Origin of the sequence: Rhodococcus sp. NPDC059234 (assembly GCF_042754225.1) — a bacterium.
In the GTDB taxonomy this organism is placed as follows: domain Bacteria; phylum Actinomycetota; class Actinomycetes; order Mycobacteriales; family Mycobacteriaceae; genus Rhodococcus_G.
Genome location: NZ_JBHZAH010000083.1, coordinates 1 through 23,710, shown reverse-complemented (window position 1 = coordinate 23,710; position 23,710 = coordinate 1). Strand labels below are relative to the sequence as shown.

26 protein-coding genes are annotated in these 23,710 nt (G+C 70.0%); 18 read left to right on the top strand and 8 right to left on the bottom strand.

Going from position 1 to position 23,710, the window contains the following annotated elements:
- Window positions 1-80 precede the first annotated feature (80 nt).
- The 8 genes from ACFXGJ_RS17210 to ACFXGJ_RS17175 all read left to right on the top strand — a co-directional run bounded on the left by ACFXGJ_RS17210 (window position 81) and on the right by ACFXGJ_RS17175 (window position 6,720).
- On the top strand, window positions 81-1,424 hold the full coding sequence (locus tag ACFXGJ_RS17210) for a M16 family metallopeptidase (protein ID WP_378622273.1): 1,344 nt from the start codon (window positions 81-83) through the stop codon (window positions 1,422-1,424).
- Window positions 1,425-1,427: 3 nt separating this feature from the next.
- Complete coding sequence (locus ACFXGJ_RS17205) at window positions 1,428-1,796, top strand: VanZ family protein (RefSeq protein ID WP_378622271.1); 369 nt, start codon at window positions 1,428-1,430, stop codon at window positions 1,794-1,796.
- A gap of 3 nt (window positions 1,797-1,799) precedes the next feature.
- Window positions 1,800-2,906, top strand: coding sequence for an alcohol dehydrogenase catalytic domain-containing protein (locus ACFXGJ_RS17200; protein WP_378622258.1), 1,107 nt, complete (start codon window positions 1,800-1,802; stop codon window positions 2,904-2,906).
- A gap of 287 nt (window positions 2,907-3,193) precedes the next feature.
- Entirely contained in the window at window positions 3,194-3,937 is a 744-nt protein-coding gene (gene dapB / locus ACFXGJ_RS17195; protein WP_378622275.1) for a 4-hydroxy-tetrahydrodipicolinate reductase, read from the top strand.
- Window positions 3,934-4,404, top strand: coding sequence for a hypothetical protein (locus ACFXGJ_RS17190; RefSeq protein ID WP_378622256.1), 471 nt, complete (start codon window positions 3,934-3,936; stop codon window positions 4,402-4,404). Before dapB ends, ACFXGJ_RS17190 begins: the two co-directional genes overlap by 4 nt.
- Before the next feature lie 30 nt (window positions 4,405-4,434).
- Window positions 4,435-4,908 (top strand): flavodoxin family protein, encoded by a 474-nt coding sequence (locus ACFXGJ_RS17185; protein WP_378622254.1) that lies wholly within the window; start codon window positions 4,435-4,437, stop codon window positions 4,906-4,908.
- Window positions 4,909-5,161: 253 nt separating this feature from the next.
- The gene (locus ACFXGJ_RS17180; RefSeq protein WP_378622252.1) at window positions 5,162-5,419 is read left to right on the top strand and encodes a hypothetical protein; all 258 of its coding nucleotides are present in this window, start codon (window positions 5,162-5,164) and stop codon (window positions 5,417-5,419) included.
- 89 nt (window positions 5,420-5,508) lie between these two features.
- Entirely contained in the window at window positions 5,509-6,720 is a 1,212-nt protein-coding gene (locus ACFXGJ_RS17175; protein ID WP_378622249.1) for a winged helix-turn-helix domain-containing protein, read from the top strand.
- A gap of 31 nt (window positions 6,721-6,751) precedes the next feature.
- Here ACFXGJ_RS17175 and ACFXGJ_RS17170 read toward each other — a convergent pair whose 3' ends face one another.
- The 4 genes from ACFXGJ_RS17170 to ACFXGJ_RS17155 all read right to left on the bottom strand — a co-directional run bounded on the left by ACFXGJ_RS17170 (window position 6,752) and on the right by ACFXGJ_RS17155 (window position 9,987).
- On the bottom strand, window positions 6,752-8,044 hold the full coding sequence (locus tag ACFXGJ_RS17170; RefSeq protein ID WP_378622247.1) for a hypothetical protein: 1,293 nt from the start codon (window positions 8,042-8,044) through the stop codon (window positions 6,752-6,754).
- A 12-nt stretch (window positions 8,045-8,056) separates the two neighbouring features.
- Window positions 8,057-8,494, bottom strand: coding sequence for an SRPBCC family protein (locus ACFXGJ_RS17165; RefSeq protein WP_378622245.1), 438 nt, complete (start codon window positions 8,492-8,494; stop codon window positions 8,057-8,059).
- A gap of 124 nt (window positions 8,495-8,618) precedes the next feature.
- Window positions 8,619-9,107 carry a toxin-antitoxin system HicB family antitoxin gene (locus ACFXGJ_RS17160; RefSeq protein WP_378622242.1) on the bottom strand — a complete coding sequence of 163 codons (489 nt, stop codon included), beginning with the start codon at window positions 9,105-9,107 and terminating at the stop codon, window positions 8,619-8,621.
- Between the two features lie 70 nt (window positions 9,108-9,177).
- On the bottom strand, window positions 9,178-9,987 hold the full coding sequence (locus ACFXGJ_RS17155; protein ID WP_378622239.1) for a tyrosine-protein phosphatase: 810 nt from the start codon (window positions 9,985-9,987) through the stop codon (window positions 9,178-9,180).
- A gap of 190 nt (window positions 9,988-10,177) precedes the next feature.
- On the opposite strand from ACFXGJ_RS17155, the gene thyX reads away from it, so the two are divergent.
- The 3 genes from thyX (at window position 10,178) to ACFXGJ_RS17140 (ending at window position 13,886) form a co-directional block, all read left to right on the top strand.
- Entirely contained in the window at window positions 10,178-10,930 is a 753-nt protein-coding gene (gene thyX, locus ACFXGJ_RS17150; protein WP_378622237.1) for an FAD-dependent thymidylate synthase, read from the top strand.
- 68 nt (window positions 10,931-10,998) lie between these two features.
- Window positions 10,999-11,904 (top strand): 4-hydroxy-tetrahydrodipicolinate synthase, encoded by a 906-nt coding sequence (gene dapA, locus ACFXGJ_RS17145; RefSeq protein ID WP_378622235.1) that lies wholly within the window; start codon window positions 10,999-11,001, stop codon window positions 11,902-11,904.
- Window positions 11,901-13,886 (top strand): ribonuclease J, encoded by a 1,986-nt coding sequence (locus ACFXGJ_RS17140; RefSeq protein WP_378622232.1) that lies wholly within the window; start codon window positions 11,901-11,903, stop codon window positions 13,884-13,886. The genes dapA and ACFXGJ_RS17140 overlap by 4 nt, the downstream gene beginning before the upstream one ends.
- Window positions 13,887-13,995: 109 nt before the next feature.
- Here the strand turns inward: ACFXGJ_RS17140 and yidC are convergent, their stop codons facing one another.
- On the bottom strand, window positions 13,996-14,934 hold the full coding sequence (yidC, locus tag ACFXGJ_RS17135; RefSeq protein ID WP_378622230.1) for a membrane protein insertase YidC: 939 nt from the start codon (window positions 14,932-14,934) through the stop codon (window positions 13,996-13,998).
- 129 nt (window positions 14,935-15,063) lie between these two features.
- On the bottom strand, window positions 15,064-15,387 hold the full coding sequence (locus ACFXGJ_RS17130) for a DUF6412 domain-containing protein (RefSeq protein ID WP_378622227.1): 324 nt from the start codon (window positions 15,385-15,387) through the stop codon (window positions 15,064-15,066).
- Between the two features lie 66 nt (window positions 15,388-15,453).
- Here ACFXGJ_RS17130 and ACFXGJ_RS17125 point away from each other — a divergent pair, with 66 nt between their 5' ends.
- The 3 genes from ACFXGJ_RS17125 to ACFXGJ_RS17115 all read left to right on the top strand — a co-directional run bounded on the left by ACFXGJ_RS17125 (window position 15,454) and on the right by ACFXGJ_RS17115 (window position 20,027).
- On the top strand, window positions 15,454-16,077 hold the full coding sequence (locus tag ACFXGJ_RS17125) for a TIGR03085 family metal-binding protein (protein ID WP_378622223.1): 624 nt from the start codon (window positions 15,454-15,456) through the stop codon (window positions 16,075-16,077).
- Between the two features lie 60 nt (window positions 16,078-16,137).
- Window positions 16,138-18,843 (top strand): DNA translocase FtsK, encoded by a 2,706-nt coding sequence (locus ACFXGJ_RS17120; RefSeq protein ID WP_378622221.1) that lies wholly within the window; start codon window positions 16,138-16,140, stop codon window positions 18,841-18,843.
- Between the two features lie 194 nt (window positions 18,844-19,037).
- Window positions 19,038-20,027 (top strand): TerC family protein, encoded by a 990-nt coding sequence (locus tag ACFXGJ_RS17115; protein ID WP_378622218.1) that lies wholly within the window; start codon window positions 19,038-19,040, stop codon window positions 20,025-20,027.
- Between the two features lie 67 nt (window positions 20,028-20,094).
- On the opposite strand, the gene ACFXGJ_RS17110 is transcribed toward ACFXGJ_RS17115, so the two are convergent.
- Complete coding sequence (locus ACFXGJ_RS17110) at window positions 20,095-20,376, bottom strand: YciI family protein (protein WP_378622216.1); 282 nt, start codon at window positions 20,374-20,376, stop codon at window positions 20,095-20,097.
- A 36-nt stretch (window positions 20,377-20,412) separates the two neighbouring features.
- Window positions 20,413-20,937 (bottom strand): amino-acid N-acetyltransferase, encoded by a 525-nt coding sequence (locus ACFXGJ_RS17105; RefSeq protein WP_378622213.1) that lies wholly within the window; start codon window positions 20,935-20,937, stop codon window positions 20,413-20,415.
- Between the two features lie 126 nt (window positions 20,938-21,063).
- Between ACFXGJ_RS17105 and pgsA the strand changes: the two genes are divergently transcribed.
- The 4 genes from pgsA (at window position 21,064) to pspA (ending at window position 23,710) form a co-directional block, all read left to right on the top strand.
- Window positions 21,064-21,678 carry a CDP-diacylglycerol--glycerol-3-phosphate 3-phosphatidyltransferase gene (gene pgsA, locus ACFXGJ_RS17100; protein ID WP_378622211.1) on the top strand — a complete coding sequence of 205 codons (615 nt, stop codon included), beginning with the start codon at window positions 21,064-21,066 and terminating at the stop codon, window positions 21,676-21,678.
- The gene (locus tag ACFXGJ_RS17095) at window positions 21,675-22,169 is read left to right on the top strand and encodes a CinA family protein (protein ID WP_378622208.1); all 495 of its coding nucleotides are present in this window, start codon (window positions 21,675-21,677) and stop codon (window positions 22,167-22,169) included. Before pgsA ends, ACFXGJ_RS17095 begins: the two co-directional genes overlap by 4 nt.
- 114 nt (window positions 22,170-22,283) lie before the next feature.
- Window positions 22,284-22,670, top strand: a complete 387-nt coding sequence (locus tag ACFXGJ_RS17090) for a helix-turn-helix domain-containing protein (protein WP_378622205.1) — start codon at window positions 22,284-22,286, stop codon at window positions 22,668-22,670.
- A 191-nt stretch (window positions 22,671-22,861) separates the two neighbouring features.
- On the top strand, window positions 22,862-23,710 hold the full coding sequence (gene pspA, locus ACFXGJ_RS17085; protein WP_378622203.1) for a phage shock protein PspA: 849 nt from the start codon (window positions 22,862-22,864) through the stop codon (window positions 23,708-23,710).

Below are 23,710 nucleotides of genomic sequence, written 5' to 3'. Positions count from 1 at the left end.
GGCTTTCGTCGTTCGGGCGGAGTCGTAACGGCCGCTGCCGGAATTCGTGTCCGGCTCGGTGTGTACTGTGTGGACTTCTAATGGCAACGAACGATCGCAGTCGCACGAGCACCCTCACCCGCAAGACGAAGACCCGAACCCCCGCATCGGGCGTACAGCGCACGGTCCTTCCCGGGGGACTCCGGGTGGTGACCGAGCACATGCCCGGCGTGCGCTCGGCGTCGGTGGGAGTCTGGGTGGGCGTCGGGTCCCGCGACGAACAGCCGACGGTGGCCGGCGCCGCGCACTTCCTCGAGCACCTGCTGTTCAAGTCGACGCCCACGCGCAGCGCACTCGAGATCGCCCAGGTGGTCGACGGGATCGGCGGCGAACTCAACGCCTTCACCTCGCGCGAGCACACCTGCTTCTACGCGCACGTCCTCGACGAGGACCTCGCTCTCGCGATCGACCTGGTCAGCGACGTGGTCCTGCGTGGACGATGCCGGTCCGCGGACGTGGACATCGAGCGTCAGGTCGTGCTCGAGGAGATCTCGATGCGTGACGACGACCCCGAGGATCTGCTCGGCGACGACTTCCTGACAGCGCTGTTCGGCGATCACCCGGTGGGCAGGCCGGTGATCGGCAGCACCGAGTCGATCGAGTCGATGACCCGGTCCCAGCTGCACTCGTTCCACGTCCGCCGCTACACCCCGCAGCGGATGGTGGTCGCGGTCGCCGGCAACGTCGACCACGCGCAGACCGTCGAGATGGTGCGGCGCAGTTTCGCCGGCCACGTCCACGACGGAGCCGAACCCGCGCCGCGCCGTGAGGGCCGCCTGCGACTGCGCACAGCGCCCTCGCTCAGTCTGATCGAGCACGACGGTGAACAGGCGCACCTGTCGCTCGGCGTGCGAGCACTCGGCCGCCACGAGGGGCACCGGTGGGCGTTGTCGGTGCTCAACACCGCGGTCGGTGGTGGGCTGAGTTCCCGTCTGTTCCAAGAGATTCGGGAGTCCCGGGGTCTCGCGTACTCGGTGTACTCGAGCATCGACACGTTCGCCGACACCGGCGCGTTCTCGGTGTACGCGGGCTGCCAGCCGGAGAACCTCGCCGAGGTGACGACCCTGATCCGCGAGGTGCTCGCCCAGGTCGCGTCGAACGGCATCACCGACGCGGAGTGCGCCCGGGCGAAGGGTTCCATCCGCGGCGGCATGGTTCTGGGGCTGGAGGATTCCGGTTCGCGGATGCACCGCATCGGTCGCGCCGAACTGAACTACGGCAGTCACCGGAGCATCACCGAGACGCTCGCGCGGATCGACGCGGTGACCAATGCCGAGGTGCGGGAGGTCGCGGCAATGCTGCTGAACCGGCCGTTCGCGGCCTCTGTCGTCGGGCCGTACAGGCGCAAGCGGGACCTGCCTGCGGTCGTGCGCGGGATCGTCTGAGCGTTGACGCGGCTGCGTCGGCTGCCGCTGTGCGTCGTCTTCGTGGTGACGCTGGTCTTGCTGTTCTCGCCCGGGTCCGCAGTCCCGAGCGGCCCGCCGAACAGCGACAAGATCACGCACCTGCTGATGTTCGCGGCGCTGGCGTTCAGCGCGCGGTACGCGAGGCTCGGACCGCGGACGGTCGCGGCGGCGGCGGTGGCATACGCGGGCCTGTCGGAGGTGCTGCAGGCGACGCTGCCGATCCAACGCAGCGGCTCGGTGTGGGACTGGGCGGCAGACGTCGCGGGCGTGGTGATCGGGCTGGTGGTGTTCGAGGCGTGGCAGGGTGGTCGTCGGCGCCGGGATCGCGGCGACCGGGACGTCGGGAGGTAGCGGATGCGGATTCGCGGTGCGGTGCTCGAGGAGATCGGCCGACCGCGGCCGTTCGCGGACTCGCGGCCGATCAGCGTCTGCGATCTCGAGCTGGACCCGCCCGGACCGGGTGAACTGCTGGTCCGGATCGAGGCCGCCGGGCTGTGCCACTCGGACCTGTCCGTCGTGGACGGCAATCGGGTGCGGCCGGTCCCGATGCTGCTCGGGCACGAGGCGGCCGGGCGCGTCGAGGCGCGGGGCGCGGGGGTCTCCGACGTCGCGGTCGGGGACCGCGTCGTGATGACCTTCCTGCCGCGCTGCGGTGAGTGCGCGGGGTGCGCTGCCGACGGCCGGATGCCGTGCAGTGCGGGCAGCGCCGCCAACAACGAGGGCGTGCTGCTCGGCGGTGGCCGACGGCTCTCTCGGGGCGGGGACTCGGTCCACCATCACCTCGGCGTGTCCGGGTTCGCCACGCACGCCGTGGTGGACCGTCGTTCCGTGGTGACGGTCGGCGACGACGTTCCGCCGGAGATTGCGGCCGTGCTCGGCTGCGCGGTGCTCACCGGCGGCGGTGCGGTGCTCAACGCGGCGCATCCCGCACCGGGCGATTCCATCATGGTGGTCGGGCTCGGGGGAGTGGGCATGGCGGCGGTGCTCGCCGCGGTGTCCCTCGGGTACGGGGACGTGATCGGCGTCGACGCGATGCCCGAGAAACTGTCCACCGCAACCGAACTCGGAGCCACTGCGGTACTGACCCCGACGGAGCTGGCCGCGCGGGGTGTGCGGGCCGATGTCGTGGTCGAGGCGGCGGGCAATGCCCGTGCGTTCGAGACCGCCGTCGCCGCGACCGCGCCGGGCGGCACGACGGTGACCGTCGGCCTGCCGAGCCCGGACGCCAGGTCGGCGATCTCGCCGCTCGCCCTGGTGGCCGAGGCCCGCACGATCGTCGGCAGCTACCTGGGATCGGCGGTACCGTCCCGCGACATCCCGATCTACGCACAGATGTGGCGGGAGGGGCGTCTGCCGGTGGAGAAGCTCGTCTCCTCGTGCATCACCCTCGACGAGATCAATCGCGGCATGGACGAACTGGCCGACGGTCACGCCATCCGTCAGGTCGTCGTCTTCGATTGAGCGTTCGGCCTCGGGGCTCACATCCCTTGGTGGGGCATCATCGGCATCGGGAACCCCATCTGGTGCATCCACATCATGAACTGATGCATCCAGGCCATCATCATGTCGTTCGGCATCGCCGACCACTTCCTCGCTCGTTTCGCAGTTCCATTGTCCGCCGGTCGGGGCGCGGTGACCAGGTCGGCTCGAGGCGGTCGGGTCGATCACCGCTCGTCGCGGCGGAGAGCCGATTGCGTAGGCTTGCCGCGACGTACAACACGATCGGACGGAGTGAAGGTCAAGTGACGGTGATTCGGGTCGGAGTCCTTGGTGCCAACGGCAAAGTGGGCCGGACGATCTGTGAGGCGGTCGAGGCCGCGCCGGACCTCGAGCTCGTCGCGACGGTCGACCAGGGCGACCGGATCGAGAAGTTCGTCGACACCCGCACCCAGGTGGTGGTCGACTTCACCAACCCCGACGTCGTGATGGGCAACCTCGAGTTCCTGGTCGCCAACGGCATCCACGCCGTCGTCGGCACCACCGGCTTCGACGAGGACCGGCTCGCGCACGTGCAGCGATGGCTCACCGAGCGGCCCGAGGTCGGCGTGCTGATCGCGCCGAATTTCGCGATCGGTGCGGTGCTGTCGATGCGGTTCGCCGAGCAGGCCGCCCGTTTCTTCGACTCCGTCGAGGTCATCGAGCTGCATCACCCGAACAAGCTCGACGCCCCGTCCGGCACCGCTTACCGGACCGCCGCCCTGATCGCGGCGGCACGGGCGAAGGCCGGCCGCGGACCGAGCCCCGACGCGACGACCACCGAGCTCGAGGGCGCCCGCGGCGCGGACGTCGACGGTGTGCGCGTGCACTCGGTGCGGCTCGCGGGGCTCGTGGCCCACCAGGAGGTGCTGCTCGGAACCCAGGGTGAGACCCTGACCATCCGGCACGACTCCATCGACCGGAACTCCTTCGTTCCCGGCGTGCTGCTCGGCGTCCGCGAGATCGCCGGCCGGCCGGGCCTGACCGTCGGTATCGATCCCCTCCTCGACCTGTGAGGAACCAGGCCACCCGGGTGGTCGTGACGATCGCGGCGATCGTCCTCGCGCTCGGCTTCTACTTCGTGCTCCTCGGCCAGCGCGGGATCGAGCTGATCCAGAGCGGGGGACTGGCCCCGATCGGGCTGGGCATCGGTGTCCTGATCCTGCCGTTCATCGGCGTCTGGATCGTCTTCGCCACCCTGCGCGCCGGGTTCCAGCACCAGCATCTCGCCGCGCGGATTCGTGAGGAGGGGCTCGAGCTGGACGTCTCGGAGCTGCCTCGGCGTCCGTCGGGCCGGATCGACCGCGACGCCGCCGACGAGATGTTCGCCCAGGTCAAGTCCGAGTGGGAGGCCGACCCGGACAACTGGCGCAACTCGTACCGGTTGGCGCGGGCGTACGACTACGCGGGTGATCGTGGTCGGGCGCGCGAGACCATGCGTCGGGCGGTCGCGCTCGAGGCGGCCGAGCGCGCACAGGGCTGACCGGGCCGCGCCGGCCGTAGTCTGGACCGCGTGACGGAATCCGGGAGTGCGCCGACGCTGTTGGTGGTGCACCACACGCCCTCGCCCCCGACCCGCGAACTGCTCGAGGCGGTGCTGTCGGGCGCCAACGACCCCGACATCGAGGGCGTGACGGTGCGCTCGGTGCCTGCGCTCGGTGCGACGATCCCCGACGTGCTCGCGGCGGACGGGTACGTCTTCGGCACCAGCGCCAACTTCGGCTACATGTCCGGGGCGCTCAAGCATTTCTTCGACACCGTGTACTACCCGTGCCTGGACGCGGTCGCGGGCCGGCCGTACGGGCTGTGGGTGCACGGCAACAACGACACCGCGGGGGCGGTCCGGTCGGTGGACAAGATCGTCACCGGTCTGGCACTGACCAAGGTCGCGGCGACCGTCGAGATCACCGACGGGGTGGACGCCGCCGCGCGCGAGCGCTGCTACGAGCTGGGTGCGACGGTGGCCGTGACGCTGGCGCAGGGCTGACGACCTGGGAATTCGTGCGCACGAATAGCTGTGCCTGTGAATCCGCGGTATTCGATTCAAGGGATCGCGGTTCTGGTTGAATTCCGGTGCAGTGAGCTGTATCTCATTCGCTGCGCTAATCGAGTTCGCAACATTCCCGTCAGCGGAAAGGCCATTCATGACATCGCCGAACAACGAGGGTGCGGTCGCTTCGAGCGCCTCCCGGAGCGAATCTCCCCGACGTCGCTCGATCGCCCGTCGCTGCGGAGCTGCCGTGGCGGGTGCCGGGGTCGTGGCGGCCGGACTCGCGATGGCGGCTCCGATCGCGAATGCCGCGCCGACCGCCAACCCGGCGGCCGTCGACGTCGCGGGCGCCGACTGGTCGGCCGCGATCGGCCCCAAGGCGGTCATCGTCGGGCCGAAGGGCCCGGTCGGGCCGAAGGGGCCGGTCGGTCCGACCGGCCCGACCGGTGCCGGACTCCAGTTGCCGCCGGGGTTCGAGTGGCTGGGAAACCTGTTCGGCTCCTCCTGATGTCGCATCGGTGATCCCTCGGCTCCTGGGTCCGGGGGATCACCGGTCACCATCGGCGTGATGTCGTACCCCGGTGGCATGGTGTACGCATGCAGGAGTTGAGTGCCGACGCGGCTCGCCGGATCGCGCTCGGCGCACAGGGATTCGCCGACCGGCGCCCGGTGGCGCCCACCCGTCGACACCTGCTCTCCACGGTGCGGCGAACCGGGCTGCTCCAGATCGACTCCGTGTCCGTCGCGATTCGTGCGCACTACATGCCGGTGTTCAGCCGGATCGGCGGATACGACCGGGCCCTGCTCGATTCCGCGTCGTGGCGCGACACCGCGGCGAAACCCCGTGCGCTGGTGGAGTACTGGGCCCACGAAGCCGCGTTGATTCCGGTGGAGGACTGGCCGTTGCTGCGGTGGCGCATGCGACGGTTCGAGGGCGGCAGGTGGGCCGGCGTGCACCGAGTGCTCGAACGCAATCCCAGCCTCGGCGCCGACGTGCTCGACGTCATCACCGAGGTAGGGGCGGCCTCCGCGGGTGACGTCGAACGACACCTCGAGCTCGAGGTCCGGGAGCGCGGTGGCCCCTGGTGGGGCCGCAGCGACACGAAGGTGGTGTGCGAGCAACTGTTCTCGGCCGGCGCCCTGTCGGTCGACAAGCGGGTCGGCTTCGTCCGGCACTACGACCTCGCCGAGCGGGTGCTGCCGCCGTCCGTCGTCGACACCCGCGTCGAGGAGGTCGCCGCAGTGCGCGAACTGGTCCGGCGGTCCGCCCGTGCGCTCGGGGTGGGCACCGAGGCAGACCTGCGGGACTACTACCGGCTGGCCGCCGGGCAGGCACGATCCGCGATCGCCGATCTCGTCGAGGACGGTGCCCTGATCCCCGTGGCAGTCCGGGGATGGGACGCGCAGGCCTATCTGTTCGCCGGCGCACGCATGCCGCGGTCGATCAGCGGCTCCGCACTGCTCTGCCCGTTCGACCCGGTGGTGTTCTTCCGGCCTCGGGCGCAGCGCATCTTCGACTTCCACTACCGGCTCGAGATCTACACCCCGCAGCACAAACGGGTGCACGGCTACTACGTCTTCCCGTTCCTGCTCGACGGCCGACTCGTCGCACGGGTCGACCTCAAGGCCGATCGAGCGGCGGACGGGCTGCGGGTGGCCGCCGCCTTCGTCGAACCGGGTCATGCGCCGGGACCCGTCGCGAGCGCGCTCGCGACCGCCCTGCGCGAGATGGCGGACTGGCTCGGCCTCGCGGATGTCATCGTGGGCGACCGAGGGGACCTTGCAGCCCAGCTTGCGCAATGCACGTGACCGATTCGACGTGCTGTCGCCGATCGACGACCTAGAGGTCGAGTCCGGGGGCCGTCGCGATCGCCTGCAGCTGGTCAAGGGTGAGCGCAGTCCCGTTGCCGGACAGGCGGATCCGCACGGCGGTTCCCGACGGCCGCGCGACCGTCACCGCGGCCGGGGCGTGCCGCAGTACCCGGGAGCCGTCCGCAAGGACTGTTGCCGCCACGTCGGGCCGGGGCGTCGAGAACTCCTCCGGCGCGGGCGAGTCGCTGTCGATCGTGACGGTCAGCTCGCCGGCTCCTCCCGACCCGGTGACGCCGAGGACCTCGCAGGCGGCCCCGTTGGACGACTCGGCGAGTTCGAGCGAGCCGATCGGACGGTCCGGTACCACGTCGGCGGGGGCGCCCGCCCGCCAGGCGTCCTGCAGTGCGAGGCTCAGGCGCGCAACGGTCGCTCGGTCGAGGGGGCTGCCGAGCGGCTCGATGCCCTCACCGCAGCCCGGGCGTGGGGAAGGCGTACCCGGCGGGACGGGTGTGGTGGTCCGCAGTCCGGGGGCGAGCGCGATCGTGGAGAGCTGGCCGAGGGTCAACGGCACCCGGCCGCTGTGACCGGCGAAGTCACCATCGGTCGCGCGGGCCGCTACCCGGCTGCCGTCCGGGGTGTATGCGGTCGCCGCGCGCTCCAGGGTGCGGACGCCGTTGAACTCGTGCCAGGTGTCGAGGGTGTCGACGACGGTGCCGTCGGGTTCTGTCGTTCGGCGGTCCACTCTGCCGGCGACGCACGTCGGAACCGGACCGTCCCAACGCCCGACGGTGACGCTGACCCGGCCGGCAGGTCGACCCTCGGAGACAGTGGCGCTCGCGGTGGTGTCACCGCCCACATCCTCCGAGTCGAGTCCCTCCGGGAGTTGGTCCTCGGGGATGTCGAAGATCGGGCCGAACCGCAGCGTTCGGGCGGGGGAGGCGTATGCGAGCTCGACGTCGGAGGGCAAGGCGGCTCGGGCTGCCTCGGACATGGCCGTCGCCTTGGGGCCGGAGAACCAGGAGTACTTCGGATTGTCGTAGCCCTCCGTGGGGCCGTATCCGGCCCAACCGAAGTCGACAGAACGGGGTGGTGGCAGCACGCGCTCGCAGCCCGGGATCTCGACCGGATACCGCGCCGGCTTGCTGATGTAGTAGTCGGACAGGGCCGAAGCCGGTGCGGGGCTGGGGGATCGGTGCGGCAGCGCCAACGCGACCAGCACACCGGCCACGACCACCGATACGACGACGGCGGAGTCCCGCCACGTCCAGCGCGCCCGGGAATCGGGGCCGGCCTCGTGCGGACCACGCCGCCGTCGTGTCACCGTCGCGGGGAGCTACTGGCTCTCGACGAACTTCGTCAGGCCCTTCGAGGCCGTCTCGAGCGCCATCTTCTGCGCCTTCTTGACGAGGAAGCCGGGGATCGGGATCGTCGGGTCGACGGTCAACTCGAACACCACGTGGGTGGTGCCGTCGGCATTCTCGCTGAGCAGGTAGCTGCCGTCCTGCTGACGCTGCTGGCTGCTCGAGACCAGCGTCCACGACAGCTTCTCGTCGCCCTCGAACGAGTAGTCCACCACCTGCTCGTCGGTGACGCCGACGACGGAGACCTTCATCCGCACGCGGTGCGGCCTGCCGTCCTCGTGGGTGGTCTCGACCGACACCGACTTGTGGGAGGAGGACCATTCACCCAGCCGATCGACCGCAACCAGTGCGGCCATGACGTCGGCCGGTGCGGCCTTGATGTCGAATTCCTTGGTGCCAGACACGGCCATCGGGTCCACCCCTCGAGTGATTGCAGATCAACGTGATGACGAACAGAACGTGCGCGTCATTAGATCACCCCGGGAGCGGATTCGACCGGCGCGGCTTGTGCCGGCGCCGGATCTGTTCGAGTTGTCAGAGGCCGTAACGGCCGTGGCGGGCCTGGTCCCGCAGCGCACCCTGGACCGCCTGGCCGATCCACGAGTTGAGCGACACGCCGTTCTGCGCGGCCGACTCCTCGGCGCGGGCCTTGATCTGCTCGACCAGGCGCAGTGTCACCCGCGAGATCTCGCCGGTGACGTCGTCGAAGGCCGACCCGGGTTCGCCGGTGGGCTCCTCCGGCGGGGCCTCGGACGGGGTGTCGGACGGCTCGGCGGCGTCCGCGGCCTGCCCCACCTCGACGGCGACCTGCGTCCCGTCGAGGCGGACGTGCACGGTGCGGTCGCCGAGCACGCCGGAGATCTCGGTAGCGAGGTCGGACAGTGCGGACAGCAACATGAGCCGGGCCGAGTTCTCGGCGGCGCCGGCCAGGGCCTCGGCGATCCGGCGGGTGTTCTCGTCGCCGAGGGCGGCCGCAGTGGTCAGGTCCTGGCGCAGCGTCTGGGTGTAGTCCGAGAGGTCCATGCCGTCAGTGTGACGTCAAACGTGGCGTCAGTCAACTGTCACGATGACGCCACACTGACGGCATGTGATGTCAGGTGAGCAGCTTGGCCTTCAGTGCCGCGATGTCGTTGTCGGTCAACCCGAGGCCCTGGTGCACGTAGTTGTCGAAGCTGCCGTAGTGCTTGTCCGCGGTGGCGAACGCGCTGTCGAGCCACTCCTGCTTCACTCCGCCGCCCGTGAGGCTGGAGCTGCTGCTCGAGCCGCTGTCGGTGGCGTACTGGTTCGTCAGCATGTAGTCCGCGTTCACGGTGGCCCGGTCCACGCCGAGGATCGTCAGCAGCACCGCGGTGGTCCAGCCGGTCCGGTCCTTACCGGCGCTGCAGTGGTACAGCACGGTGCCGTCGGTGTCACGGATGTCGCGCAGCACGGAGGCGAACGCCTCGTTGGCGCCGGGGGCCTCGATGAACGCGACGTACGCCAGCTGCAGGTCGGTCAGCGTGTTGATCGGGGCCTTGCCGAGCACGTCGTACCAGTTCGACTTCGCGCCGGCGGGCACCTTGTCGGGCTGCAGCGCCCGCTCGTAGACCGTGCGCAGATCGTCGACCACCTTGACGTTCCAGCTCTCGAGCTTGGTGAGGTCCGCCGGGGTCAGCTTGTTGAGGGCGTCCGTGCGGAACACCATGCCGGTCTTGACGGTCTTGCCGTCGGTGGTGGTGTAGCCGCCGACGTCGCGGGCGTTCGGGGCGCCCTCGAGGTGTAGCGAGTGGTCGATGTCCGCCGCGGTGACCGTGACCGGCGCGGCCAGTGCGGCGCCGACCGGCCCGCCGACGAACAGTGCGGCACCGGCGGCGACGGCGGCGGCGACGCGGATCACGCGTACGCGGGTAGAGGTGTGGACCACAGGACGCTCCATCTCGAGATCGGATGTGTCGGCCGCGGGCCGCGACTGACACTATGTACACCCAGTGGATACACCGTCTTGGAAAGTAGCGGGGCGAGAATGAGCAGACTCGCCCATCCCGGCGGGGGCGACGGGGACTAGGGTGCGGGTCGGCGGTGTCCGGTGGTCCGGGGCCGAGGAAGGGTGTGCGGTGCGGCAAGCGGTGTCCCTGAAGGTGCAGCTCATTGCGAAGACGGACTTCGTCCCGCCCGAGGACGTTCCCTGGGAAACCGATGCCGGTGGCGGCGAGGCGCTCGTCGAGTTCGCCGGCCGGGCCTGCTACCAGAGCTGGTCCAAGCCGAATCCGCGGACCGCGACCAATGCCGGCTATCTGCGGCACCTGCTCGAAGTCGGGCACCTGTCCGTGCTCGAGCACGGCAGCGTGAGCTTCTACATCACCGGGATCTCCCGCTCGTGCACGCACGAGCTGATCCGGCACCGGCACCTGTCCTACTCGCAGTTGTCGCAGCGGTCGGTGTCCGAGCGGGACGCCATGGTCGTGGTGCCGCCCGCCATCGCCGGTGACCCGGAACTCGAGGAGCTGTTCGCGGCCGCGACCGACGCCAGTCGCGCCGCGTACGTCGAACTGCTCGACGCCCTCGACGACAAGCTCGCACACGTGCCCAACGGATCCCTGCGCGGTCGGCAGGCGCGTCAGGCCGCGCGCTCGGTGCTGCCCAACGCCACCGAGACTCGGCTGGTGGTCACCGGCAACTACCGGGCCTGGCGGCATTTCGTCGCCATGCGTGCCACCGAGCACGCCGACGTGGAGATCCGGCAGGTCGCGGTGGAGTGCCTGCGACAGCTCATCGCGGCCGCGCCAAACGTGTTCGGCGACTTCGAGATTGCCGAGCTGTCGGACGGTACCGAGGTGGCCTTCAGCGAGTTCGACCTCGGCGGCTGATCGGTCGGCTCCTGCCGCGTCCCCGCGGTGTGCAGTCTTCGCCCCTGTACCGGGTAACCTTGACAACCATGACCAACGGTGAATCGGCCCCAGTCGGGCGTACGTTCGGCACCATCCTGACCGCGATGGTGACCCCGTTCACAGTGGACGGCAAGCTGGACGTGGACGCGGGCGTGAAGCTGGCGGCCCACCTCGTCGACGGCGGCTGCGACGGCCTCGTGCTCGCCGGCACCACCGGCGAGTCGCCGACCACCACCGAGAACGAGAAGCTCGACCTGATGCGCGCGGTGATCGACGCGGTCGGCGACCGCGCCAAGATCATCGCCGGCGCCGGCAGCAACGACACCGCACACAGTGTCGAACTCGCGCGTGACGCCGCCCGAGCGGGTGCGCACGGCCTGCTCGTGGTCACCCCGTACTACTCGAAGCCCCCGCAGTCGGGTCTGCTGGCGCACTTCACCGCCGTCGCCGACGCGACCGACCTGCCGGTGATGCTCTACGACATCCCGCCGCGCTCGGTGGTGCCGATCGAGACCGAGACCATCTACCGGTTGGCCGAGCACCCCCGGATCAAGGCCGTCAAGGACGCCAAGGGCGACCTCAACGCGGGCGCCGAACTGATCGCGAACACCGACCTGGAGTTCTACTCCGGCGACGACCCGCTCAACCTGCCCTGGCTGTCGGTCGGCGCGGTCGGCTTCGTCAGTGTCATCGGACATCTCGCGCCCGGACGGCTGCGCGAGCTGCTCACCGCGTACCAGGCGGGTGACGTCCTGCGGGCCCGCGAGGTCAACGCGAGCCTGCTGCCGCTGATCCGTTCCGTCGTCCGGCTCGGCGGCGTCTCCGCGTCGAAGGCGGGCCTTCGGCTGCAGGGCCTCGACGTCGGCGACCCACGACTACCGCAGGTGGCCCCCACCGCGGAGCAGGTCGAGGTCCTCGCGGCCGACCTGCGCGCAGCCGGGGTCCTCGCGTGACCCCGCCGCCGCGTCGCCGCGCAGCCCGGCGTCCGTCCGGCCCGCCGGCCGCGCCGGCACCGGAACAGGTCGCCCAGGCGCAGACGCCGGAGCCGGTCGCCCCGGGCCAGCAGGAACCGGCTGCCCCCGCGAAGCAGGGCAGGTCCAAGGCTGCATCGCAGGAGCAGTCCGAGTCCACCCCGCGCCGCCGCAAGTCCGACAACGCGAAGTCGGATGCGGGCAGGTCGCAGCGCACCGGCGGCGGTCGCCCGCAGCGGCAGAAGGGTGGCGGCGGCCGACCCGACGGTCGCGTCGGGGTCGACCCCACCGAGCGTCTCGGACTGCCGCCGAAGGCACCGCACAACGGCCTCCGGGTCGTCGCGCTCGGCGGGATCGGCGAGATCGGCCGCAACATGACGGTCTTCGAGCACAAGGGCAAGCTGCTCATCGTCGACTGCGGCGTGCTGTTCCCCGAGGACCAGCAGCCCGGCGTCGACCTGATCCTGCCGGACTTCGCGCACATCGAGGACCGGATGGCAGACGTCGAGGCAGTCGTCCTCACGCACGGTCACGAGGACCACATCGGCGCGGTGCCCTTCCTGCTGCGCCTGCGTCCCGACCTGCCGGTGATCGGCTCGAAGTTCACCCTCGCACTGGTCGCCGCCAAGTGCCGTGAGCACCGGCAGCGGCCGAAGCTGGTCGAGGTCGTCGAGGGTCAGCGCACCACGCACGGCCCGTTCGAGTGCGAGTACTTCGCCGTCAACCACTCGATCCCGGACGCGATCGCGGTCGCGATCCGCACCTCCGCGGGCATCGCCCTGCACACCGGTGACATCAAGCTCGACCAGCTGCCGCTCGACGGCCGGCTCACCGACCTGGCCGGGTTCTCCCGGCTCGGCGACGAGGGTGTCGACCTGTTCCTGGTGGACTCCACCAACGCCGAGGTTCCCGGATTCGTCACCCCCGAACGCGAGATCGGCGGGGTGCTCGACGGCGTCATCGGCAAGGCGAAGCAGCGGGTGATCGTCGCGTCGTTCGCCAGCCATGTGCACCGCATCCAGCAGGTCGTGGACGTCGCGGTGCGCTACAACCGGCGGATCGCCTTCGTCGGGCGGTCGATGGTCCGGAACATGCAGATCGCCCAGGACCTCGGCTACCTGACGGTCCCGGACGGCGTGATCGTCGACATCGACACCGCGGCGAACCTTCCGGACGACCGGCTCGTGCTGATCTCGACCGGATCGCAGGGCGAGCCCCTGTCGGCGCTGTCGCGGATGGCCCGCGGCGAGCACCGTCAGATCAACGTCCGGGCCAATGACCTCGTGGTGCTGGCGTCCTCGCTGATCCCGGGCAACGAGAACTCGGTGTTCGCGGTGGTCAACGGCCTCGCCAAGCGTGGCGCGACGGTCGTGACCCAGCAGAGCGCGAAGGTGCACGTCTCGGGGCACGCCTCCGCCGGCGAACTGCTGTACCTGTACAACGCGGTCCGGCCCACCAACGCGATGCCGGTGCACGGCGAGTGGCGGCACCTGCGCGCCAACGCGGCGCTGGCCAAGGCGACCGGTGTCCCCGAGGACCGGGTGGTCCTGGCCGAGGACGGCGTGGTGGTCGACATGGTCGACGGCCTCGCCGAGATCGTCGGTCGTGTCCCGGTCGGCCACGTGTACGTGGACGGCAACTCGGTCGGCGACGTCGGTGACTCCACCCTCTCGGACCGTCTGATCCTCGGCGAGGGCGGCTTCATCTCGATCTCGCTGGCGGTCGACTCGCACACCGGCAAGGCGGTGAGCACGCCGGAGGTGCACGGGCGGGGATTCTCCGACGACCCGGCGGCGCTCAAGGAGGCCGCGGTGCTCGTCGAGGCGGAACTCGGCAGGCTCGCGAGCGAGGGCATCACCGACACGCACCGGATTGCGCAGGCCGTACGCCGCGTCGTGGGCCGGTGGGTCGCGGACAAGTACCGCCGTCGGCCGATGATCGTGCCGACCGTCATCGGGGTCTGATCGCGCGACCTCGACGAAGCGGACCCGGGGCGGGCGCGGAACGCACTGACAGTGCATTCCGCACCCGCCCCGTTCGTCTGTCGGACGTCTCAGGTTCGCGCCGGCACCGTCATCGCTGCAGCGGACGGGCGTCCTGTTTGCCCCGGACGGGGCGGGCGCCAGGTCTGGGCGTCGCAGCGGCGCGGCGGTCGGTGTCGGCGGTGAGCTTCGCCGCCTCCTCGCGGTCGATCCGGGCGAACACGAAATGCTGTTGGGCGTAGGTCCAGACGTTGTTGCTCACCCAGTACAGCAGGATCGCGATCATGAGGAACGGTCCGCTGACGAGGAGCCCCAGCGGGAACACCCACAACGCGAGTTTGCCCATGATCGCGGCCTGTGGATTCTCCGCGGCTTCCGGGCTCTGCCTCGACAGTGACGCCCTCGCGTTGAAATGGGTGGCGAGTCCCGCGATCACCATCAGGGGGATCGCGACGGCGGCAATCGTGGCGACCGAGGGCACGCCGCCGTGCGACGCGAACGACTCGAGCGTGCTCTGCGGGCTCGAGATCGCGACGGAGATCGGGGCACCGAACAGGCGAGCGTTCAGGAACGACTGCACGTCGCCGACGCCGAAGACGTAGTTCGGGGTGTTCGCGTTGGCCACCGGCGACATCGCGAGCTGGCCGACCCCGGTTCCGGTGCGGGTGAACGAACTGAGCACGTGGTAGAGGCCGATGAACACCGGTGCCTGCACGAGCGCGGGCAGGCATCCCATCAGCGGATTGAAGCCGTGCTCCTTCTGGAGCTTCTGCATCTCGACCGTCAGTTGCCGACGGTCCCCGGCGTACCTCTTCTGCAGGGCCCGCATCTGGGGCTGGAGTTTCTGCATCTGGCGGGTCGTGCGAACCTGCCGGATCGCGGGCGCGAGCAGGAGCAGCCGCAGGGTGAAGACCAGGAACACCACGGCGAGCGCCCAGGCGAACCCGTTGTCCGGTCCGAGAACGGCGCCGAACGCCTTGTGCCAGAACCACAGGATCGCGGACACGGGATAGTAGATGAAATCGAGCATCGAGCACCTCGCATGCGCACGACGCGATCGACTCGGCGTCGTGACAGGGGTAGTGCGTCCGCCCGGCAGTAGGCGGGCTGGACGCGAATGGACTTGGGTCGACTGGGTTGGCCGACGCAACGCTGGGCGTTACGCGGCGACCAGGACCTGTCCGGGTGCTCGGGGTTGGCGGGGCCTGCCGGGGCTGTCGGGCGCGCTCTGCCTGCGGAAAGCGCCACGAAGTCGACGCTCCTCGTGTCGTGGACCGTGGCTGGGCTCGGACAGCAGGCGGAGCGGGGAGCGCGAGCCTCGCCCGGACGCGGCGAGCAGGAGCAGGGCGGCGACGGCCGCGCCGAGGATCGCCGCAGGACTGTGGACCGCGAGCATCGCGGTGATGACGAGGGCGAGCAGCGCGGTCCAGGTGAGCCGAACAGCGTTCAGCCCGTCCGCGAGTGCGAACCCGATTCGTGCCACGGCTGGATCATACCGACTGCGAGCGAGGTCCGCCGAGACGTCGCCCCGGGAAAGTAGCGTGTGGTCATGAGCATGGCCCACGACGAACGCCTCGCACTGGTCGACACGATGACCCGGGTCGGACCTGATGCCCCCACCCTGTGCGGAGGCTGGACCGTACGCGATCTGGCGGCCCACCTGGTGCTGCGGGAGCGACGGCTGGACGCTGCCCCCGGGATCGCGATCGCGGCCATCGCGCCGTACACCGAGCGGGTCCAGGCGTCGATCGCCGCCCGGCCCTTTCCTGACCTGCTCGACCAGGTGCGCTCGGGACCGCCGCTCTGGTCGCCGATGCGGCCCCTCGACGCGGCGCTGAACTTCGGCGAGATGTTCATCCATCACGAGGACGTCCGGCGTGCCGGACCGGCGTGGGAACCGCGCGAACTCGACCGGCGCCGGCAGGATGCGGTGTGGGCGATCGCGACCCGGATGGGCCGGATGGCCTACCGCAACGCGCCCTGCACGGTCGTGCTGGTCCGGCCGACCGGTGAACGTGCGGTCGTGCACCGGTCCGAGGGCGGCGAGGTGGTCCTCCGGGGCGAGCCCGCCGAGCTGGCGATGCACGCGTTCGGGCGGGACGCGGTCCGGCTCGAGGCGGACGGCCCCGCGGCGGCCGTCGACGCCGTGAGTGCGCGTCGTCGCAGCATCTGACCCCCTGTTACGGGTGTTGCGGATGGTCCCGATGGGGCCCGAGCGACTAGCCTGACAGCTATGGCAGGAAAGACCGGAACCCCGACTACCAAGAGTGCGGCGAGTTCGCCGCGGTCGTCCGCCCGCGCGGGATCGTCCGCGTCCGGGGGTTCCAGGTCCGCCGCCGCCAGGTCCGGCGGTGCGGCCGCAGGCGCGTCGAAGCCGCGATCGGGCGGTCGCACCACGAGGACCGTCTCCACCCCGCGCAAGTCGACCGCGCCGCGCACCCGGGCGAACGCCGCCCCCCGCAGGCCCGCCAAGGCGAAGAACACCCCGCTGAAGGCGATCGGCAACGGCCTCGGCCGCGGCTGGACCCTGGCCGCGCGCGGCGTCGGCGCCACCACGCGCACCCTGAGCAAGGCCGCCGACATCGAGCACGGACACCGCCGGGACGGCATCGCGCTCGGTCTCATCGCGGGCAGCGTGATCGTCGCGGCCGCCGTGTGGTTCGGGGCGGGCGGTCCGGTCGGGAACTGGATCGAGACCGCGGTGCGGGCCGTGTTCGGCGGCGCCGCGGCACTGCTGCCCGTCGTCGGTGTCGGCGTCGCGGTGGTGCTCATGCGCTCCGAACCGCAGCCGGAGATCCGGCCGCGGCTGGTCCTCGGCTCGCTGCTGATCGCGCTGCCCGCGCTCGGCATCTTCCACGTCATCTGCGGGGCACCGACCGACGCCGCGGGACGCGCGGACGGGGCCGGTTTCGTCGGCTACGCGGCGGGCGGCCCGCTGACCACGGGTCTGACGATGTGGCTCTCGGTCCCGCTGCTGCTGCTCGCGCTGGGTTTCGGGATCCTGCTGGTGACCGGGACGACCGTGCGCGAGGTGCCGGAACGGGTGCGCTCGCTGTTCGGGACCGCCCGGCACCACGACGACTACGAGCCCTACGACGACGAGCACCACGACGACGGCCGTCACGATGACGAGCATGGCGAGTACGACGGCTACGAGCCGGACTACCTGCAGGATCTGCGGACCCTGCGACCGTCTCGTCGGAAGAACCCGGCCGACTACGACCCCGCGCTGTTCGACGCGGACGGCTACCCGGTGCACGACCTCGGCGACCCGGAGTCCAACTACCCGGTCGGGGAGACCGCGGACTCGCGCACCGAGGTGATCGCGCCGGCGCCGGTCGCGGCGCCCCCGGCGCCGAAGCCGCGGCCGAAGCCCCAGGCCAAGGCCGCGCCGCCGAAGTCCGACGACGAGCCGGAGATGCTGATCCCGGACCGGGTGATCGAGGGCGACTACACGCTGCCGCCGGCCTCGCTCCTGATCGAGGGCGACCCGCCGAAGACGGGCAGCTCCGCGAACCAGGCGATGATCGAGGCGATCACCGAGGTGCTCGAGCAGTTCAAGATCGACGCCGCGGTGACCGGGTACACCCGCGGCCCGACCGTCACCCGGTACGAGGTCGAACTCGGCCCGGGCGTGAAGGTCGAGAAGATCACCGCGTTGGCCCGCAACATCGCCTACGCCGTCGCCACCGACAACGTGCGACTGCTCGCGCCGATCCCCGGGAAGTCGGCGGTGGGCATCGAGGTGCCCAACAGCGATCGCGAAATGGTTCGGCTGGCGGACGTGCTGTCCGCGTCGTCGACCCGCAAGGACCACCACCCGTTGGTGATCGGCCTCGGCAAGGACATCGAGGGCGATTTCGTCAGCGCCAACCTCGCGAAGATGCCACACCTGCTGGTGGCCGGTTCCACCGGTTCCGGTAAGTCCAGCTTCGTCAACTCGATGCTGGTCTCGTTGCTGCAGCGGGCGACGCCGGACGAGGTCCGGATGATCCTGATCGACCCGAAGATGGTCGAGCTGACCCCGTACGAGGGCATCCCGCACCTGATCACGCCCATCATCACCCAGCCGAAGAAGGCGGCCGCCGCGCTGGCCTGGCTGGTCGAGGAGATGGAGCAGCGCTACCAGGACATGCAGGCCAACAAGGTCCGGCACATCGACGACTTCAACAAGAAGGTCCGGTCGGGGGAGATCAGCGCCCCGCTCGGCAGCGAGCGGGTGTACCGGCCGTACCCGTACATTCTCGCGATCGTCGACGAGCTCGCCGACCTGATGATGACCGCGCCGCGCGACGTCGAGGAGGCGATCGTCCGGATCACCCAGAAGGCCCGCGCCGCCGGCATCCACCTGGTGCTGGCCACGCAGCGCCCGTCCGTGGACGTGGTGACCGGTCTGATCAAGACGAACGTGCCCTCGCGGCTGGCGTTCGCGACCTCCTCGCTGACCGACTCGCGGGTCATCCTCGACCAGCCGGGCGCCGAGAAGTTGATCGGCATGGGCGACGGGTTGTTCCTGCCGATGGGCGCGGGCAAGCCGACCCGTATGCAGGGCGCGTTCATCACCGACGAGGAGATCGCCGCCGTCGTCGACTTCACCAAGAACCAGGCCGAGCCCGAGTACACCGAGGGCGTCACCACGGCCAAGGCGGCGGAGAAGAAGGACGTCGACCCCGACATCGGCGACGACATGGACGTGCTTCTGCAGGCCGTCGAACTGGTGGTGACCAGTCAGTTCGGCTCCACGTCGATGCTGCAGCGCAAGCTGCGGGTCGGGTTCGCGAAGGCGGGCCGGTTGATGGATCTGATGGAGACCCGGGGCGTGGTCGGGCCGAGCGAGGGATCCAAGGCCCGCGACGTGCTGATCAAGCCGGACGAGCTCGAGGGGCTGCTGTGGTCCATCCGCGGCGGCGACCCGGAGGGCGCGGGCGAGGACGACTGACGCGATGGTCGCGCGGAATGGGGACCCCCGAATCTGTGGTTGAATAGGGACAGCTTGGAGGGGAGTATCCCCATTCCTGTGGCAATCTCGTCAGCACGAGCGGCAGCGTCGCCGCTCCGGGGTTGTCGGTCGGTGTACCACCGGCGGGAGAGACCTCCGGTGCCCTGTCATCGGCAACCGGAGGTCTGTAGTTCATGCACGTGTCCCCGTTGGTCTGGATCGTCACCTGCCTGGTGATCCTCGGCCTGTTCGTATTCGACTTCTTCGCGCACGTGCGCACCCCGCACGCTCCGACCTTCCGCGAATCGGCGTTCTGGTCGGCCGTCTACATCGGCATCGCCCTGCTGTTCGGCCTGGTGGTGGTCTGGGCCTGGGGTAGCGGACACGGCGGCGAGTACTTCGCCGGCTACGTCACCGAGAAGGCTCTGTCGGTGGACAACCTGTTCGTCTTCGTCATCATCATGTCCTCGTTCGCGATTCCCCGGGAGTACCAGCAGAAGGTGCTGCTCATCGGGATCGTGATGGCGCTGGTGATGCGCGGCATCTTCATCGCCGTCGGCGCCGCCGCCATCAACGCGTACAGCTGGGTCTTCTACCTGTTCGGGTTCTTCCTCGTCTACACCGCGATCAAGCTGGTCAAGGACCACGGCCACGAGGCCGAGGTCGAGCAGGAGCGCGAGAGCAGGATCATCGGCCTCGTCAAGAAGGTGCTGCCGACCACCGAGGAGTTCGACGGCGACAAGCTGATCACCCGGATCGACGGCAAGAAGGTCGTCACGCCGCTGCTGCTGGCGCTGGTGGCGATCGGCTTCACCGACGTGCTGTTCGCGCTCGACTCGATCCCCGCGATCTACGGCCTCACCAGCGAGGCGTACATCGTCTTCACCGCCAACGCGTTCGCGCTGATGGGCCTGCGTCAGCTGTACTTCCTGATCGGCGGTTTGCTCGAGCGGCTGGTCTACCTGTCGTACGGGCTCTCGATCATCCTGGCGTTCATCGGTCTGAAGCTGGTGCTGCACGCACTGCACGAGAACACCCTGCCGTTCGTCAACGGTGGCGAGCACGTGAGCGTGCCCGAGATCTCGACGGGCCTGTCGCTACTGGTGATCCTGGGTGTCCTGGTCGTCACGACGGTCGCGAGCCTGATCAAGACCCGAGGCGATCGCGCGGCGTCGCTGCACTGACGTGCGGTGGTGCGGTTACCGAGCCCGACGACTCCGTAACCGCACCACCGCGGCGCAGCCGCATTCGTCAGGCGAAGGCGCCCATGACGGGGAGCCACTCGGTGAACCGGGCCGCCTCGACGAGGTCGGCCCTGGCGAAGGGATCGTCCGCGAACAGTTCCCGTGCCGCCGCGGCGTCGGCGGCCGCGACGAGGATCAGCGCACCGCTGCCGTCCGCGAACGGTCCGGTGCTGAGCACGACTCCGCGCTCGACGAGGCCGGCCAGCCAGCCGCGGTGGTCGGGACGGATCTCGTCGCGGCGGTCGGCGGTGGCCTCGCTGTAGGTGTACTCGACGGCGATGACGGTCACGGGTGCTCGCTTTCTCGGGGTGTTCGGTCGACGGATTCAGAGGGTCAGCAGCATGCGGCTGTTGCCGAGGGTGTTCGGTTTCACGTAGCTCAGGTCGAGGAACTCGGCGACGCCGGTGTCGTACGAGCGGCACATCTCGGCGTACACCTCCGCGGTCACCGGGGTGCCCTCGATTTCCGCGAAGCCGTGTCGGCTGAAGAAGTCCACCTCGAAGGTGAGCACGAACACCCGATCGAGTTCGAGTTCGCGGGCGACCCGGATCAGCTGCGCGACCACCAGGTGCCCGGCGCCGCGGCCCTTGACGTTCGGGTCGACCGCGACCGTGCGGATCTCGCCGAGGTCGGCCCACAGCACATGCAGTGCGCCGCAACCGATCACCTCACCGTCGAGCTCGACGACCCAGAACTCCTGGACCGCCTCGTAGAGCGTGACGAGGTTCTTCTCGAGCAGGATTCGGCCGGCGTAGATGTCGATCAGGCGCTTGATCTCCGGGACGTCGGAGGTGCGGGCGCGGCGCACGACGGGTGCGTTCCGATCGGATCCGGGGGGGCCAGAAGTCATGGGGTGCACAGTAGTCGTGGGTGGAACCGATATTCTTGGCCGTGTGCCGGTCCCCATCGCTTTCCCCCACGCCGACTCGGCGGTGCTCGGTTGACCGCCCAGTCGCGGGACGTCGACGGAGCTGTCGTGGCCGGGGCTGAGCGCGTGCACGGGGCCGCCGACGTGGAGCGACCGGTCCCGCTGCTCAACATCGCGAACATCCTGACGATCCTGAGGATCGTGTTGGTCCCGGTGTTCCTGGTGGTCCTGTTCGTCGACGGCGGCCACGCGACCGGCTGGCGGATCGCCGCGACCGTCGTGTTCGCGATCGCCGCCGTGACCGACCGCATCGACGGCCAGCTGGCCCGTAAGTACGGTCTGGTCACCGACTTCGGTAAGCTCGCCGACCCGATCGCGGACAAGGCCCTGATCGGTGCCGCGCTGTTCGGACTGTCGGTCCTCGGCGACCTCAGCTGGTGGGTGACGGGGATCATCGCCGCCCGCGAACTCGGCATCACGCTGCTGCGCTTCGTCGTCCTGCGGCACGGGGTGATCCCCGCCAGCCGCGGCGGCAAGCTCAAGACCCTGGTCCAGTCGTTCGCGATCGGCATGTACCTGCTGCCGCTGCCCGACAGCTGGTCGACCGCGAGCGCGATCATGATGGGGGCGGCCGTGCTGCTCACCGTCGCGACCGGCATCGACTACCTGGTGCAGGCCATCCGACCCCGCGCGCGAGCGCACGCGAACCCGCTGTCCTCGTGACCGATCCGCTGACCGACGGCACCGAGGCCGCGGCGCTGGTGGCCGCGCTCACCGCCCGCGGGCAGACGGTCGCGACCGCCGAGTCGCTGACCGCGGGACTGCTCACCGCCACCGTCGCGGGGGTGCCCGGGGCCAGTGTCGTGCTCCGCGGGGGACTGGTCGTGTACGCGACCGACCTCAAGGCCACGCTGGCGGGCGTGGACTGGCGGGTGCTGGACCGCGACGGCCCGGTCGCCGAGAGCACCGCGCGGGAGCTCGCCCTCGGTGCCGCGGCCCGGTGTGGTGCCGACTGGGGGGTCGGGTTGACCGGTGTCGCCGGGCCGGACCTCCAGGACGGGCGAGCGGTGGGGACGGTGTTCCTGGGAATCGCGGGCCCGGACGGCGTCCGGGTGGGCGAACTCGGCCTGCCGGGCGACCGTTGGGCGATCCGGGCCGGGGCCGTTCGCGCGGCCGTGTCCACGCTCCTCGCGCGCGTGCACGGGTCGGTGTAGCGATAGGCTCGGTCCGATCGAGGGTGTGCCGGGGGGATTCTGCCCGCAATCGGGAACCATTCGGTCACGATCGAGCGTTGAATGAGCAGTCGGTGGAGATGAAGGAGGTGCCAGATGACGGTGTTGTTGCGAGAAGCGATCGGTGACAGTCTGCGGCGCACGAGGGTCGCGCAGAGCCGAACCCTGCGCGAGGTCTCGAGTTCCGCACGGGTCAGCCTTGGCTACCTCTCCGAGGTGGAACGCGGGCGCAAGGAGGCTTCCAGCGAACTGCTGGCCGCCATCTGCGACGCCCTCGAGGTTCCGCTTGCCGACGTGCTCTTCGACGTGAGCGAGACGCTCTCGGACGGGGCGGCGGAGCGCGTCTCCGACGAGCGTGAGGCAGTCGGCGCCGAGTCCGCCCGGACGAGCCCGGCCGCGTCGGTTCGAGAGGGGTCCACCCGGATCGCCGGGGACACCCGGATGGTCATTCCCGCACCCGCGCGGGCCCTGGCGGCCGCGTAGGCGGTCGGCGCGACCCACAGCATGCAGATATCCCGTTCGGCCGTGACACCACGGTAGATTCGACATTGACCACCAGGTCTCGTCCGGTGGATCCGAACAAGCTGGTAGGGGCAGTGCCCTTGTTCGGTGCGTGACGGTCGCGCATCGGGTCGCGTACGACGCGGCGCATCAATTGGAGGCAGGATCAACCCATGGCTAATCCGTTCGTCAAGGGATGGAAGTACCTGATGGCGCTCTTCAACTCGAAGATCGACGAGAAGGCCGACCCGAAGGTTCAGATTCAGCAGGCGATCGAGGACGCGCAGCGTCAGCACCAGGCGCTCTCGCAGCAGGCCGCATCGGTCATCGGCAACCAGCGTCAGCTGGAGATGAAGCTGAGCCGTCAGCTGGACGAGGTGGAGAAGCTCAACGCGAACGCGCGCCAGGCGGTCACCCTCGCGGATCAGGCCGCAACGGCGGGCGACAACGAGAAGGCGGTGCAGTACACCAACGCCGCCGAGGCCTTCGCCGCACAGCTGGTGACCGCCGAGCAGAGCGTCGAGGACCTCAAGGCGCTGCACGACCAGTCCCTGCAGGCCGCCGCCCAGGCGAAGAAGGCCGTCGAGCAGAACGCGATGGCGCTGCAGGCCAAGGTTGCCGAGCGCACCAAGCTGCTCAGCCAGCTCGAGCAGGCCAAGATGCAGGAGCGGGTCAGCGACTCGCTGCGCTCGATGGACAGCACCCTCTCCGCGCCCGGTAACACCCCGAGCCTCGACGCCGTCCGCGACAAGATCGAGCGCCGGTACGCCGACGCGCTGGGTTCGGCCGAGCTGGCCCAGAACTCGGTGCAGGGCCGGATGATGGAGGTGCAGCAGGCCAGCGTGCAGATGGCAGGTCACAGCCGCCTCGAGCAGATCCGTGCCTCGATGAAGGGCGATGCCCTGCCGTCCGGCGGCACCGCGGCAGCCCCGGCGACGCCCGCCGTGGCGCCGGCCACCCCGGCCGCGCCGGCCACCCCGGTGGCACCCAAGACCGATGGTGCCGGACCCGCTGCTCAGTAG